Origin of the sequence: Paracoccus aestuariivivens (assembly GCF_009711225.1) — a bacterium.
Taxonomy (GTDB): Bacteria; Pseudomonadota; Alphaproteobacteria; order Rhodobacterales; family Rhodobacteraceae; genus Paracoccus; species Paracoccus aestuariivivens.
Genome location: NZ_WMIE01000013.1, coordinates 16,855 through 32,020, shown reverse-complemented (window position 1 = coordinate 32,020; position 15,166 = coordinate 16,855). Strand labels below are relative to the sequence as shown.

General features: G+C 59.4%; 11 protein-coding genes and 1 pseudogene. 4 read left to right on the top strand and 8 right to left on the bottom strand.

The window, feature by feature from the left end; translation table 11 throughout:
- Positions 1 to 72 precede the first annotated feature (72 nt).
- The gene (locus tag GL286_RS16330; RefSeq protein ID WP_155096648.1) at positions 73 to 1,281 is read right to left on the bottom strand and encodes a DUF6456 domain-containing protein; all 1,209 of its coding nucleotides are present in this window, start codon (positions 1,279 to 1,281) and stop codon (positions 73 to 75) included.
- 210 nt (positions 1,282 to 1,491) lie between these two features.
- On the opposite strand from GL286_RS16330, the gene GL286_RS16325 reads away from it, so the two are divergent.
- Positions 1,492 to 1,836: a DUF6477 family protein gene (locus tag GL286_RS16325; protein ID WP_155096647.1), complete on the top strand. Its 345-nt coding sequence runs from the start codon at positions 1,492 to 1,494 to the stop codon at positions 1,834 to 1,836.
- On the opposite strand, the gene GL286_RS16320 is transcribed toward GL286_RS16325, so the two are convergent.
- Positions 1,799 to 3,373, bottom strand: a complete 1,575-nt coding sequence (locus GL286_RS16320; protein WP_155096646.1) for a helicase HerA-like domain-containing protein — start codon at positions 3,371 to 3,373, stop codon at positions 1,799 to 1,801. The genes GL286_RS16325 and GL286_RS16320 overlap by 38 nt on opposite strands.
- A gap of 504 nt (positions 3,374 to 3,877) precedes the next feature.
- On the opposite strand from GL286_RS16320, the gene GL286_RS16315 reads away from it, so the two are divergent.
- Positions 3,878 to 4,597: an invasion associated locus B family protein gene (locus GL286_RS16315; protein WP_155096645.1), complete on the top strand. Its 720-nt coding sequence runs from the start codon at positions 3,878 to 3,880 to the stop codon at positions 4,595 to 4,597.
- Between the two features lie 96 nt (positions 4,598 to 4,693).
- On the opposite strand, the gene GL286_RS16310 is transcribed toward GL286_RS16315, so the two are convergent.
- From GL286_RS16310 to GL286_RS16290, 5 genes are all read right to left on the bottom strand, one after another.
- Positions 4,694 to 6,241 (bottom strand): DegQ family serine endoprotease, encoded by a 1,548-nt coding sequence (locus GL286_RS16310; protein ID WP_155096644.1) that lies wholly within the window; start codon positions 6,239 to 6,241, stop codon positions 4,694 to 4,696.
- An 833-nt stretch (positions 6,242 to 7,074) separates the two neighbouring features.
- Positions 7,075 to 7,602, bottom strand: coding sequence for a 5-formyltetrahydrofolate cyclo-ligase (locus GL286_RS16305; protein WP_343038914.1), 528 nt, complete (start codon positions 7,600 to 7,602; stop codon positions 7,075 to 7,077).
- On the bottom strand, positions 7,599 to 8,984 hold the full coding sequence (mgtE, locus tag GL286_RS16300) for a magnesium transporter (RefSeq protein ID WP_155096643.1): 1,386 nt from the start codon (positions 8,982 to 8,984) through the stop codon (positions 7,599 to 7,601). The genes GL286_RS16305 and mgtE overlap by 4 nt, the downstream gene beginning before the upstream one ends.
- Before the next feature lie 63 nt (positions 8,985 to 9,047).
- Positions 9,048 to 9,899 (bottom strand): inositol monophosphatase family protein, encoded by an 852-nt coding sequence (locus GL286_RS16295; RefSeq protein ID WP_155096642.1) that lies wholly within the window; start codon positions 9,897 to 9,899, stop codon positions 9,048 to 9,050.
- 84 nt (positions 9,900 to 9,983) lie between these two features.
- Complete coding sequence (locus GL286_RS16290) at positions 9,984 to 10,343, bottom strand: helix-turn-helix domain-containing protein (RefSeq protein WP_155096641.1); 360 nt, start codon at positions 10,341 to 10,343, stop codon at positions 9,984 to 9,986.
- 434 nt (positions 10,344 to 10,777) lie between these two features.
- Between GL286_RS16290 and GL286_RS16285 the strand changes: the two genes are divergently transcribed.
- Positions 10,778 to 11,548, top strand: a complete 771-nt coding sequence (locus tag GL286_RS16285) for a Bax inhibitor-1/YccA family protein (RefSeq protein WP_155096640.1) — start codon at positions 10,778 to 10,780, stop codon at positions 11,546 to 11,548.
- Positions 11,549 to 13,274: 1,726 nt separating this feature from the next.
- Here the strand turns inward: GL286_RS16285 and GL286_RS16280 are convergent.
- Positions 13,275 to 14,396, bottom strand: a pseudogene (locus GL286_RS16280) (transposase).
- 89 nt (positions 14,397 to 14,485) lie between these two features.
- On the opposite strand from GL286_RS16280, the gene GL286_RS16275 reads away from it, so the two are divergent.
- Positions 14,486 to 14,719: a helix-turn-helix domain-containing protein gene (locus GL286_RS16275; protein WP_155096639.1), complete on the top strand. Its 234-nt coding sequence runs from the start codon at positions 14,486 to 14,488 to the stop codon at positions 14,717 to 14,719.
- Positions 14,720 to 15,166 lie beyond the last annotated feature (447 nt).

Genomic DNA, 15,166 nt, shown 5'->3' with positions numbered 1-15,166 from the left:
GTCCTTCCGGCAAATGTTTCCGGGGCCTTAGTTGTGCATTGCACCCCGCAGGGACAAGCGCCGCGTGTGCAATTAACCGATCAGCGGTGCGCCCGAGCCATAGGTCTGGCGGTAATGCATCTCGAGCCGCATTAGCGCCAATCGCAGCACGATCTTGCCGGAACGGGCCGACCAGCCAAGGCGACGTTCGGTCATTTCGATGCCCTCAAGGAAGCAGCAAACGCGCAGGCACATGTCGCCCAGGCCAGGCCCCAGTTCGCGCAGCGCTGCGGCGACACGGTTACGGGCGTTTTCAGAACCGCCGCCGAAACCGGTGCTACTGCGCGACACATCTATGCCGGCGGTCAGAAAACCGTCCCAGTTCTGGGTGATGCGCGGCCCCATCTGGGCAAGTTCGAAATCCTCGCGCAGACGCTCTCCTGCCGCGACAAGTTCGGCGGCAAGAAAGGGCGTCCCGTTCTGTTCGCGACGGCGGGCCAGCATCAGAAGCGGGCTTTCGGCCAGATTGACACGCGTGCGGCGGCGGCGGCCATCCTCGGGGTCGGTGATGACGCGGTCTTCCCACTGGCGATGCTGCTCGGCATGGGAAAAGCTGGCGGCTTCTTCGGCGCAACCGGCCAATTCCCCGACCGGCGAGGCATTGGCGAAGTCAGGCTCTTGCGGCAGCATTCCTGCCCCGCGCGACGCGATCAGCCCGCGCAAAACTTCGCGTCCTTGCGGCGAGATCACATAGCGGCAGACCTTGCCCTGACCCGCCATCTGTACCCATGACCGGATCGCCATATGCTCGGCCAGTTCCCGATCGAGAATGGCGGTGCGGATTTCATTGCGCACAACAATGGCTTTCTCCAACCCGTCAGCGACCACGAGTTGCGCCGCCGGTTCTGCCAGACGCCGCAGAATGCGGACGATCTGGTTCATGCCGGTACGGCCAAGCTTGAGCGATGCTTTGCTATCTTCGACCGACGTCGCGCCCTGCGCGACCCGATCGACGCCTTGATCGACAAGCGGATCGTCGCGGCGCGACTCGAAACGGCGGATACGGCGCAGGATGGTCGAGGCATGGCAACCCAGTTCCCGTGCCAGTGAGCGGATCGTTTCACCGCCTTCGACATGGCGCAGATATAGACCGAGGTCGCCATCCTCGGACGGGGCCGGAAAAGGGACGGGCAGCGGCTGTTGGATGCTGAGCGGTGTACCAAGTGCGGCCCGAACGCCGGACGGTATACCAGCCAACGCAGCACCCACGATCAAATCACCCGCTTGAATGGTCATCATCATTCCTTCGCTTTCCGGAGGCGAGCCGGCGATCACTCGCCTTTTGGTTGTTTGGTGTCGTATCGCCAATCGGTCATAGGCGGCCGAGACCCTTAGATGATTCCTAACAATCCCTAAAGAATTCTTGCTGCTCCGCGCGGCGCTCGGGATGAATACGCAACACACGTTATGGTTGTTAAACGATGGTTACACCAATGAGCCGGAGAAACCGACATGACGATGATGCCCAATGTGATCCAGTTCCAGCCGCGGCCACAAACCGCAGTCCTGCGTCGGCCGCGATTGCTGGTTCAGGCCGCGCGACACGGCGCGGCCTCGTTCAATCGTAGCAAGGAGTTGAAGAGAATCCTGCGCTGCGAGGATCTGCCTGCTCCCGCGGCAGCCCTGCCTCGTTTATACGCGCAAGAGCAGGAACTGAATGATGCGCGGCTGGAGGTGAAGGCGGATTACGATCTGCAGCGCCACATCATGCTGCTGATCGCAATCCTTGCGGAAACCGCTCTGGCCGCGCCTAGCGCTGTTACTTGCCCCGGAAAAGCGATCCCAGCACACCCCTGACCAGCGCCTGTCCGGTCTTGGTTCCCAATTGTCGGGCGAGGCTTTTGCCAAAGGCCGATGCGATCGTGTCCCGATTGGACGAACGCGCAGCAGGCTTGGCCTGATCGCGGATCTGGATCGACGGATCATAGCGTCGCCCGCGCTTGTGCTCGGGCTCGATATTCCACAGATCGGCATCCGAGGCTTTCGCCTCGGCCTGCTCACCCTCTTTTGCGGCTTGTTCAGCGCGCTTGGCCAGCAATTCCGAAGCCGATTCACGGTCCAGCGTCTTTTCGTATTTTGCGGCCATGGCCGAGGCCTTCATCATCGACACCCGATCCTCGTCGGGAATCGGGCCAAGCTGCGCTAGCGGCGGACGGATAAGCGTACGCTGCGCGATCCCCGGCACGCCCTTGGCTTCTAGCAGCGATGTCACTGCCTCGCCGGTGCCGACGGCCTGAATTGCCTCGGCGATGTCGAATTCAGGGTTGGCGCGATAGTTCTGCGCGGCAAGCTTCAGCGCCTTTTGATCCTTGGCGGTGAACGCCCGCAGCGCGTGTTGCACGCGGTTCCCGAGTTGTCCCAGCACGGATTCCGGTAGGTCAGCGGGGTTCTGGCTGATGAACCACAGGCTGACCCCTTTCGAACGGATAAGCCGCGCCACTTGCTCGATCTTGTCGACCAATGCCGGAGGCGCACCGTCAAACAGCAAATGCGCCTCGTCGAAGAAAAACGCGATGCAAGGTTTGTCCGGATCACCCACCTCGGGCAGCTGCTCGAACAGTTCCGACATCAGCCACAGAAGGAACGTCGCATAAAGGCGCGGCGAGCTCATCAGGCGTTCGGCGGACAGGATATTGATCGTGCCCTTTCCCGACGCATTTACCCGCATCATATCGGCAAGCTCGAGCGCGGGTTCTCCGAACAGAAACGAGCCTCCTTCGTTTTCCAGTACCATCAGCGAGCGTTGGATCGCGCCCACCGACGCTGTCGAGACATTGCCGTATTTCAGACTCAGGTCTTTGGCGTTCTGACCGACCCAGACCAGCATGGATTGCAGGTCTTTCATGTCAAGCAGCGCCAAACCTTCCTCGTCGGCCACGCGGAAGGCAATATTCAGGACACCTTCTTGCGCATCGGTCAGCCCCATCAGACGCGACAGCAGCAGCGGTCCCATCTCGGCCAATGTGGTGCGAACGGGATGACCGCGTTCACCCCAGATGTCCCAGAAGGTTACCGGGAAGGACTGGTAATCAAGCGTGATGCCGATTTGGGCCGCACGTTTCTGGAACGCTTCGTTCAACGGCGCGTCGGCGCTGCCCGCCTTAGCGATTCCGGCCAGATCGCCCTTTACATCGGCCATGAAGACCGGCACGCCAGCCAGCGAAAAGGATTCGGCCAATGTCTGCAACGTGACCGTCTTGCCGGTACCGGTCGCGCCTGCGATCAACCCGTGACGATTGGCATATTTCAGCAGGATTTGCTGGGCGGTGGCGTAGCCTTCCGAGCCGCCTCCGACGAATAGGGTTCCGGCATCCAGATCGACGATTTCAGTCATTCGGTTCCTCGGGCACAGAAAATTTCAGTCGCGCAACAGAAAAGAAGAATACAACTGAAACCTTTTTGTGCCAGTGTAGTTATGCCGGAGAGTCGGGTGTTTATCCCTCCCCGGCTTTCCTCCCTGTTGGACTGCCGCGCCTTCGGGCGCGGTTCTTTTTTCTGCAGATTTCATCACCTTAGAGGCAGTCCATCGAGTGATTCTTAGGTCATTTTCCGGATGCGACAATATGGCGAATAGGACAGTTGACGGCTTGGATAGCCGCAACTAGTTTTCACGCCAATGAAGACCGGCTAGTCCGGCAGGGAAGGGAAGCGAGGGGGTCCGGGCATAGAAGTGCTCGGGCCCTTTTCAATATTTGACCTTGGCTGCGTTATTTGAGCAACTCGTTTCTGACACGGAAATGAAACGCAAAGTTGACGATCCGGCACGCAAACCCGACTGACAAGTAAAAATGCGCGTGATAGGACCAAGCCCACAAACTTGGACCAAAGGAAGATTACCATGGCCAACAGGACGTCCGCGGCGCTGATCGCTGCCATCTTCTCCATCGCCACTTCGGCAGGAGTCGCAATGGCGCAAGAGACGCCGGCACCTGCTCCGGCAACCGAAGCGCCTGCTGCTGCGCCGGCGGCCACCACCCCTGCCCCCGCAGCCGAAGCGCCCGCTGCCGCAGCCCCCGCCGCTCCGGCAGCAGCAGCACCGGCAGCCACCGCCGAGGCACCGACCAATGTTGAGCCGAAGGTCGGTCAGGCCTACGCCAAGGAAACCCATGGCGACTGGACCCTCCGCTGCATGAAGACCGAGGATGGCAAGGATCCTTGCGAGCTTTACCAGTTGCTGAAAGACCAGAACGGCGCGGCAGTGGCAGAAACCTCGATCCTGCCGATGAACGGTGACGTCAAAGCCGTGATCACCTTTGTGTCGCCGCTGGAAACCGATCTGCAGGCCGGGCTTGGTCTGCAGATCGACAGCGGTAAAGTCGCGCGCTACCCGTTCATGCTGTGCGCCCAGGTCGGCTGTATCTCGCGCGTGGGGCTGACCGACGCCGAACTGACCCCGATGAAAAAAGGCAACAAAGCCACCGTTTCGCTGATGCCCTTCGGGGCGCCGAAAGAGCAGATGGTGAAACTGTCGCTGTCGCTGTCGGGCTTCACCAAAGGTCTCGACGCGCTGGCCGAAGCAAACAAGGATCTTGCGCCGCAAGCGGCCCCGAAGCCCTGATTTTGGCAGTTACGGAATAGCAAAAGGGGCGCTCATCGGGCGCCCCTTTTCGCGTTTCGGGTAAGCGGCCCCGATCAGGGGCCGCTGATATCAAGTTCAGCCGATTGGCAGCGCGACAAACCGCGGTTCACCCGAACGGCGCACCATCAGCAGGATCGACTTGCGACCGGCCTCCTTGGCCTCATCGATCCGGGCCGAGAGGTCTGCCATCGACACCACAGGACGCTGCCCCGCTTCGGTGATCAGATCGCCGGGAGCCAGCCCTTTGTCGGCCGCGGCACCTTCGGGATCGACTTCACGCACCACAAGGCCCTTGGAATCGGTCGGGATGCCGATCTCGGCGGCGAGTTCCGGCGTCACTTCGGTGACCGACATACCCATCAACTTCGACGGCGAAGCCTCACCCGGTTTACCCGGTTTGGCCGATTCGCCGCCTTCGGCCAGTTCGCGGCGTCCGAGCGTGATTTTCAGGTCCAAAGGCTTACCGTCACGTTGTACGGTCACGTCGACCGCTTCGCCCACCGGAGCGTCCGCAACGCGACGAACCAGATCGCGGGGATCTTTCACCTCACCACCGGCAAAGTTGGTGATCACGTCGCCCGATTTCATGCCCGCGTCAGCAGCGGGACCGGTCGGAACATCGGTCACCATCGCGCCTTTTGCCTCGGCCAAGCCCAGCGATTCGGCGATATCTTCGGTCACGGGCTGGATCTTGACGCCAAGCCAACCGCGACGGGTCTCGCCGAATTCCTCCAGTTGATCGACAACCTTGCTGACCACATTCGACGCCATCGAGAAGCCGATCCCGATCGAACCGCCATTCGGCGACAGGATCGCGGTGTTCACGCCGATGACCTCGCCATCCATGCTGAACAGCGGCCCGCCCGAGTTGCCGCGGTTGATCGCTGCGTCGGTCTGGATGAAGTCGTCATAAGTCCCCGACAGGGCGCGGTTCCGGGCCGAGACGATACCGGTCGAGGCCGAGAAGCCCTGCCCCAGCGGGTTGCCCAAGGCCAGAACCCAATCGCCGACACGAGCCTTGTCGCTGTCGCCGAATTTGACGAAGGGCAAGGGCTGCGGGCTTTCGACCTTGAGAACCGCGATATCGGTCTTGTCGTCTTTGCCGATCACCTTCGCAGGCAGGGTCTTGCCCGAGAAGAATTCGATCTCGATTTCATCCGCGCCCTCGATCACGTGGTTGTTCGTGACGATCAGACCGTCTGCCGAGACCACAAAGCCCGAACCGAGTGCATTCGAGCGTTGTTCCTGCATCGGACCACCGCGCGGGCTGCCATCGGGGCCTTGCGGGAAGCCGGGGAAGCCGAATTCACGGAACAGATCCGAGAAAGGGCTGCCCTCGGGCAATTGTGGGCCACCTGCAATCGGAGAGGCTACGGTCGAAGTCGTGGTGATGTTCACGACCGCCGGACTGACCTGCTCGACGAGGTCGGCAAATGTCTCGGGCATGACCTGCTCTTTGCGGGCAGTGCTATCGGCTGCGGCCAACGGCTTATTGTCGTTCGCTGCGGCTTGGGCGGCGTCGGCCTGCGATGTGGCAGGCTGCTGGGCATGGGCCGCTGAAAGCGCCACGAGCAGAGCAATGCTTGAGGCGGTTAGGAAATGACGGGGTGAGAGGTTCTTCATCGCATTGGTCTCCTTCGATACCGCGCGGCCTGGCGTGGCCCTAGCAATATGCTCACTTTCAATGATATTTTCAGGTGCGTTGCAAATGAACCACGCTCGCAAAGAATGAACTGATCGTGACTTGTTCGAGGCGCTTCTGTGAAGCGTCAAAGCAGCCCTTTGGTTCCCCGTATTCGTGTTTCCCGTAAAAGATGGACGAAAAAGGCGGCCTGCCAACAAGGCAAGAGCCGCCAGTTTCTTTACTGTCCCCGCGATGCCGATCTGGCGGATCACGTTTAGGGTGGCATGTCATGCCCCTGCTCAATGTCGGAACGATCCTGAAACAGATCGCCTTCCTTGGGTCGCTCCGGATCGTGACGTCCGGTTTATCGCGCCCCTGTGCGGTCTTCGCCGCCCGACCTTCTTGCCCTCCCGTTCAAGGGATCAAGAGTTCTTCGCTATCGGTGCATTCAGCACCCCTGATGACCAAACCAGGTGGAGCAGACCCGGCCAGCAATCTGACGATGCCAGCAGACCAGACATCCATTTGTTCTTGTTCCAATTCAGGACGCCCAGCTTTGCTACCAGATTTGGTGGGCAGCCCCTTCGGTGACCACAAACTGCCGTGTCCCCCGACACATTTCAACTGAAATATTTCAGGGAAATGACATCGAAAACGTTGACAGAAGCACCATGCCATTCGCTGAAAAGATTCGAATCCACCCTGTCAAAAGAAGTGAATTCTCAGGAGTTGGCGAAAAATTCCGCAATCCGGCCAGCTTCGAGAAAGGGCCTGAAAGTTTTCCACAGTTCCGCCCACAGGGCCGCCGGAAGCGGATGGAATGCCGGTTTTCTTACGGAAACGCCAGAATTTCGCGATCGGTCACAATGAAGTCCAGCCGCTCGTCGGTCGACTCGAAGGGAATCGCGGGGATTTCTTGCACGGCAAAGGCGAATCCAATAGCCGTCACCGTTTTTCCGGCCCGCAATCGGTGCAATGTCCGGTCGTAATAGCCACCGCCATAGCCCAGACGATGACCAGCCCTGTCAAAGCCTGCTAGTGGCACGATCAGTACGTCGGGTTCGATCTCGGGCGCGTCAGCGGGAGGATGGCTGGTACCGAAGCCCCCGCGATCTAGCCGACCGTCGAACAGACGAAAGACCAACGGGCGCGCTGGACCTGTCACAACCGGCAAGCAGACGGCACCAGAATATTCGCGCATCGCCGTCCGCGGGTCTGCCTCGTCGCGCATCGGCCAATAGCCCGCAAGAACCTTGCCGCGATGAGGAGCCAGAACCTGCATCAGGTTGCGGGTCAGTGCCTCATTGTCACCGCCGGCACTTCTGGCGGCCAGCGCCATATTTCGCAGTTCGGACTTCACAGCAGCACCACCGAGGCAAGGCCGAGGAAGGTGAAGAAGCCCACGACATCCGTCACCGTCGTCACGAACGTCCCCGAGGCCAGCGCGGGATCAGCGCCTGCCTTCACCAGTCCAAGCGGAACCAGAATGCCCCCGAGCGCTGCAACGAACAGGTTCACGATCATGGCCATTCCGATCACAAGGCTCAGCTTGAGATCGTGGAACCAGAGGTAGGTAACGGCCCCCATGATCAGGCCGAAAATCAACCCGTTCAGGACACCGACCAGCATTTCGCGGCGCACGATCCGCATCGTGTTGGCGCGGGTCAGACTTTTGGTGGCCAGACCGCGCACCGCGACTGTCAGGGTCTGCGTGCCCGCATTTCCGCCCATCGACGCGACGATCGGCATCAGCACCGCCAAAGCGACCAGCTTGGCGATAGCGCTCTCGAACAACGAAATCACCGAGGCCGAAATCATCGCCGTGCCGATATTCGCCGCCAGCCAGGGCACGCGCTGACGTGCGGTCTCGATCACCGAGTCTGAGATCGAACTGTCATCACCAACACCGGCCAGACGCAGGATGTCCTCTTCGTGCTCCTCATCCAGAACCGCCATCGCGTCGTCAATTGTGATGACGCCGACCAACCGGTCATGCTCGTCGACGACCGGGGCCGAGATCAGGTGATACTTGTTGAACGCATGCGCGACGTCCCCCTCATCCTGGCGGGCCGAGATCGTGCGGAAGCTGTCCTCGGTGATCTCGCGCAGCAAGATATGCCGCCGCGAGGCCAGCAGTTTACCCAAGGTGACATAACCGACCGGATGTCGGCGCGGATCGACCAGGATGACGTGATAGAACTGATCGGGCAGCCAGTCCTCCTGACGCAGGAAGTCGATGGCTTCGCCCACGGTCCAATGCTCGGGTGCCGTCACGACCTCGGACTGCATCAGACGACCAGCGGAGTATTCGGGATAGGTCAGCGATTGCTCGACCGCGACACGGTCGGATTCGTCCAGAGCGGCAAGGATCGCCTGCTGCTCGGGTTCCTCCATGTCCTCGATCAGATCGACGACGTCATCACTGTCCATCTCGCGGACTGCGTCCGCAAGAACGTCGCGCGGAAGCTGCTCGATGACCTCGTCGCGAACGGATTCGTCGATCTCGGTCAGAATGTCGCCGTCGATCTCGCCCGAGTAAAGGCTCAGGAACTGCCGCCGCCGCTGGGCGGTCAGTTGTTCGATCAGATCCGCGATATCGGCGGCGTGCATCGGCTCGAGAAGCGCATCAAGGCCGGGACCATCGGCTTCGTCGATGGCCCTGTTGATGGCATCCAGATCCTGCCGGCTCATTTGGAAATCGTCTTCAGAGGAGTCAGTCTCGGCTTCGCGTTGCTCGATCATGGCTGGCTCCTCTTATCGGGCGTTTCGTGCTTGCAGGCACCTTAAACGCTGCGCCCGAAAGCCTCAATCGCCTGTCGGCTGGGCGGCCAAAAGTTCCAGCGCCTCGGCGTGAAGCTCGGCAGAGCCTGCGGCGATAATGCGGCCACCCTGATGCGCAGGTCCACCTTTCCAATCGGTGACAATCCCGCCCGCTGCCTGAACGACAGCGATCGGCGCGACAACATCATAGGACTGCAATCCGGCCTCGATCACCAGATCGACATGCCCCGCAGCGAGCAAAGCGTAGGCATAGCAATCCAGCCCGTACCGCACCAATCGTGCCTGAGTGGCGACACGCTGGAAGGCCGCCTGCTCATCGGCACTGCCAACTTCGGGATAGGTCGTCATCACGGTTGCCTGCGACAGGTTGACCCCTCGCCGAGCCTTCAACGCCGAATTGCTTTCGCGCCCGATAAGCATCGCACGACCGAAGCCGCCTTCGAACCGCTCGCCCAAATGGGGTTGATCGACGATGCCATAGATCGGCCCATGTTGATCGGTGACGCCGATAAGCACGCCCCAGCTAGGAGCGCCGGACATGAAGGCACGTGTCCCGTCAATCGGGTCCAGCACCCATGTCAGTCCGGTTGAGCCGGGGCTTGCGCCATATTCTTCGCCCAGAATTGCGTCATCGGGACGTTCTGCCCCTAAAATCGTGCGCATTGCACGCTCGCTGGCCTTATCGGCCTCGGTTACCGGATCGAAACCGGTAGTTGCCTTGTTGATCGGGCTAAGTTCCGGACTGCGGAACAGACGCAAGGTTTCGGTCCGGGCGGCATCTGCCAACCGGTGTGCCGTTGCCACGATTTGATCGATCGTCTCGACCGGGATCGTGGGCCTGACCGTTGCATCGACCGATTGCTGTTCCTGTCCCATTGCTATCCCCGTAAGCCTGCTTCGGTTGCAGGATTAGCGGCGGCGCGCCGAAAGCGGAACCCCGTCACATCGTTACCGACCGCTTCAGGCCGCGTCCGAGAGCACCCTTGCAAGTTCGAAGATCTGGCGGCGCTGCGCTTCTGGCATCGCATAATAAGCACGTACCAGTTGCAAGGCTTCCTTATCGGCCAGAATATCGCCTTCGACCGCCTGATGGGTCTGACCTTCTTCGAGTCCTTCGAAGAAGAAGCTGACCGGCACGTCGACGGCTTGGGCAATGTCCCACAGACGCGACGCAGAAACCCGGTTCATTCCGGTCTCGTACTTCTGGATCTGCTGAAATTTGATGCCCACCTTCTCAGCCAGCTGCTGCTGGGTCATTCCGATCATCCAGCGGCGATGACGGATGCGCTTTCCGACATGGACATCGACATTATGCTTCATGGTAACACCTCACTCAATCTATAGGGGCGCTATACCAAGGAGTCGCAATTATCGAGCGTAAAACCCAAGAACCTGACGAAAAAGATACTGTCACCTTCGATCAGTGGCTCGAACCCGAATTTGCAATCCCCCGCGACACCTTAGCGGAAATATGGCATCGTAAATCTTGTGTGAATACAGGAAAATAGTTCGGTTGTCCTAAAAGGCATGTTTGCACCCATTAGGCGAGTTTCCGCCAGTGCTTTTCTCTTTTTTGCACTAGTTCCGATAAGTTACCGAAATCGGTCCGCAACAAAGCGCAATTTTACGTATCCAAAGTGCTCGGACACCGATTCCGGCACGAGAAACATTGAAAAATATCGAGACTCTGCCAATATCTGTGCGGATGGTGGGTCGGATCGGCCGCACCGCGAATTTCGACCGGGGAGAACCTGATGCAAGACTATAACACGATCCGCACGGCCGGGACCGCGACGCGCTCGGCTGCCGTGGATGAAGGGCTTCGGGCCTATATGAACAAGGTCTACGGCCTGATGGCCGTGGGCATGTTGGTCACTGCAGGTGCTGCTTGGGGCATGGCCGGATTGGCCCTGTCCGAGGTCCAAACCCCCTACGCGCTCGGCAATGGCCAGTACCTGACCGAGTTCGGCAAGACGCTTTACCTATCGCCGCTCAAATGGGTGGTGATGTTCGCGCCGCTCGCAATGGTCTTCGCTTTCGGAGCCGCGTTGAACCGTCTTTCGGTGCAAGGCGCGACCACCCTGTTCTACGCCTTCGCCGCCATGATGGGCATTTCGATCAGCTGGATCTTCGCGACCTATACCTCGGTCTCGATCGTGCAGACCTTCCTTGTGACGGCAATCGCCTTTGCTGGCCTGTCGATCTGGGGCTACACGACCAAAAAGGATCTGTCCGGTTTCGGCACCTTCCTGATGATGGGCGTCATTGGTCTGATCGTCGCGTCAATCGTGAACATCTTCCTGAAATCGAGTGCGATGCAGTTCGCCATTTCGGGTCTGGGTGTGCTGATCTTTGCTGGTTTGACGGCTTATGACACGCAGAACATCAAGAACACCTACCTGCAACTGGCAAACTCGGACCGCGATTTCCTTGGCAAGGCCGCGATCATGGGCGCGCTACAACTGTATCTGGATTTCCTGAACCTGTTCATGTTCCTGCTGCAGTTCATGGGTAACAGAGAGTAAAGTTTTCGGAACACTTTCGCTTCCAGAGACCCCGTCAGCGCAAACTGGCGGGGTCTTTTGGTTTTCGCGAGTGCCCCTCTTTAAGATAAACTGCTCAACAACCTTTGCCTCGCACCGTTTGGAAAATGCGGCTGTAGGCAGGATGGGCTTGCCTTCTCCACCGCGACCATCGAGCAATGAAAGTAAAGGAGGCAAACCCACGAGAGCTACTGCCGACAATAAGATCTTGGTGAGCCACCTTGCGTGGTTACATCGCGATACGTGACTATGTCTTGGCTCGTGCCGCGATGTATCGCCCAGCTGAAAACCCGCTCCCGCTGCAGGTATTGAAACGTGGTGATGAGCGAACTATTGGAATATGTCATAAGGAGGTGGATGGCCAAGCGCAACTGAGGCGGTGACCGCCATGGGTCCAAGTGCCCCCCCGAAGGGCGTGTGGTCGAGATCACTCAGGGCATTTACGCGGGACCTTGTCCGCAGTGCGGCTGTGTAAGCCTCGTAACAGACCCTGCCGACCAATCCGCCTATGTCCGTCGGGAATACAAGAAGCAGCTGCGCGACCTGCAGGAAGCCCACGGCGAGGCTATTCTGGAACTGCCCGCGAAAACGGGGGATCGAGCCATGGATGCGCCACTGGTTCGAGCGACCATGGCGAGGAATAGATCCGGATGTTCCATGAGGGTCTGCTCGTGGATAGCTTCAAGGTACCGCTGGTGAAACTCTGCGCCTGGGCCGGCCTGCCCCGGCGGCCGGTCTATTACCAACCGACCGGCATCCGCGCCGAAGATCGATCCGCGCTTCGCCGAGCCGCCTAGGCAATGATCAAGGAGAACCCCTCTTTCGACTTTCGCACGATGGCGTTCCTGCTGGGCTCAAAGAGAACACCGAGCAGGGGGTATTCCGGCGTAGGAACTGGCCGTTCTTCGGGACAACAGCCCCCGGACTGTTCCCCGATCCTGCGAACCCATCGATTGCCACACCCGCGAACTTCCTCGCTGGCACCTGCTTTCGCATTGGCAAGGCGATAGCCGCCGCCCGCGCATTGGAGCACGCCTTGATAAACCGCTTCGGCAACCTGAGTCGTGTCAATCGCGAGTTCCTGTTACGATCAGACAATGGCAATCGCCATCGGGCCAGACCGATGGTGTCTTCGGGCTCACTCAACAGCAACCGCCATTCCGCGGCCTTGATCCGCTGCCGTGGTCAGAAGCAGGAGTTCTTCACCTCGCACTACCCGCAGCAGAACGCTTTGGTCGAGCGCGTGATATGGACGCTGAGAGAGCACCGCATGCATCGCTATCGCTTCGAAAGCATCCAACACGCCGTCGCGCCATCGGGGGCTAAACCCAGTTCTACAATACACAGCGCCCGCATCTGGCACTTGTCATGCGCATGCCAGCAGAGGCATTCGGATTAGCGGGTTAACCCGTACAGATCCCGCCGGGTCGATACGTTCCCGACAAAAGGTTTAGAAACCACTGCAACGATCTTTGCTAAGCTGTTTACCAGATGCTTTTCGCATATCGCGTGTCAAGTAATAGCGCGCGAGAGATACTATGACGAACACAATCCGGACTGCGGGTTTCCAAGCGGTGACCCCAAAACTGGTGAGAGCGCGGTTCCTAACACGTCGCTGAATAACCCGCGGCAGGTGGATATTGCTCGTCAATAACCCGTGAGGGCTGCCGCACCCGGCGGCTGGCCCGCCGACATGGCGGGCTCCGCCTTATGCAGCGAGCAATCCGGGCAGGCGCACAAGATTGCAGGCTGCCATCGTCAGGGTGAACTGGGCAGCGATCCGTTTGACTCCTCGCAGCATGGTTTGTGTAATGGGCCCCACCATCTTGCCCATCCGAAGGGCTCGTCGATCTTTTTTCGGCGCCGCTGCGAGATCGCATAACCTGCATGGCGGGTAGTCCGGCCGTCGATCGCCGAGCATTTCGTCTGTGCCACGCCGCATGCGGTGTGTGTGGCACAGGCATTCGGGAGAACGGTCCCCCGGCCCGTTTTCTGACCCTCCTCCACCCATGAAGCAAAGGATTGCACGGGCACCGGGGACTTTTTGTAGAGCCGCACCTCCGGATCCGTGAGTGATGCGTGTGTCGCATTCGAGCGCTTTTCGCCCCAGAAAATTTTCTCCGGCCTTCCCGGTGTCAGGCTTCGGCGTGGTCATCCGGGTCGGCTGAGGATGGGATCATTCGTAGGTTTCAAGGTCGATAGGCTGAGGGTGGCGGATTACCGGATCCACCGTCATCGCAGGGCGCGGTCGTCGCCTGCTTCGGTCGGAAGCCTTTCGTCGACGCCCATTCGCCACCGGGCTCGGACCGATAGCACCTAGATGGCTCACTTGATGAGCGTGCCATCGAACAGAATCGAAGGTCCGCGTCAGCGAAATGCCTGTCCGACAAAAGCGGTCCCACGTCGCGATCCGCGAGGATTGCTGCCATCACTTTGTGCGACATCTCGGTCGTCAGCCGCCGGTCGCGGTTCTTGGTGAAGACTGTCGGCCTTCGCTCCGGGGCGTCGCGCGTCCTTCACCCGAGACCGGATCATTGATCCCGAGATCGGCGAACCAGCGCAACAACAGGTTACACTGCATCTGTTCCGTCAGTTGCCGCTCGGAGCGGACCGAGAACAGGATCTGCAGCAGGCCAACCCGGATCGGACGTTCAGGTGCGATCATGGGGCCACCACCCATGGCATGAAGCCGGTCGAATTCATCATCGAGGCTGACGAGCGCGCCATTCACCACCTGTTGGACCTTGCGCAACGGATGCCGGGCAGGGATGCGCTGCTCAAGATCAACATAACTGAAGATCGAACCGCTCGCCTCGTCCGATCCCCGCATTCACTTTCCCTCTCGTCGTGCAGGAAGCGTGAATCAAGTTTCGCGGACAGCGGCGACACCGGTGTTTTGCAGCGATGAGTTAGGGCGTGATGACCCAACGCGACCTTGCCGATAAACTGGGATGCTATCCGGCCAAAGTTGGCTACATTGTGCGCGGTCAGAGAAGGCTGGACGTTATCGAAATGTTTTCACTGGCCCAAGCAATCGGAGTATCACCAGCACGATTCTTCACCGCCGAGATGGCGGGCATGCAGCCCGAAGAGCGCATTGAAAACTTCAGTGAGCCGCTGTCATCCCGATCCAGAAAGAGGACCGAGGAATAGCAATCCGGCATAGTGAATTCATTGTCGTTGGGTCGGCTTAGCTGTTGCTCGGCGGGGGCAGGAGGATTTGATTATCGAGCTGTCCATAAGTCAAGCAGCCGGACCCTGGAGCCAAAGGTGAAGGGAACTCCGACGCGAGGCGGTCGAAAGTGAACTGGTCCGTCGCCGCGCTTTCATAAGAGTTGGCGGCAGCAAGCCATTTCTTGCGGAACTTTACACTCGTGAGGAAACAACCGTTTTACGCCCCTGGAAATCTTTTAGATCAAGCGATTGATTTATAGGTGCATTGTGCCAGAAATGCACATTCTCCTCATATATAAGGCGTGCAGTTCACGGGCAACAAGGCGTGCAGTTCACGGGCAACCGCGACTAAGATCTTCACCAATAGGCCGACCACCTGCCCCACGGCTCCATGCCGGCGGGGTTTACTTTAATCGTTCCCTTAGG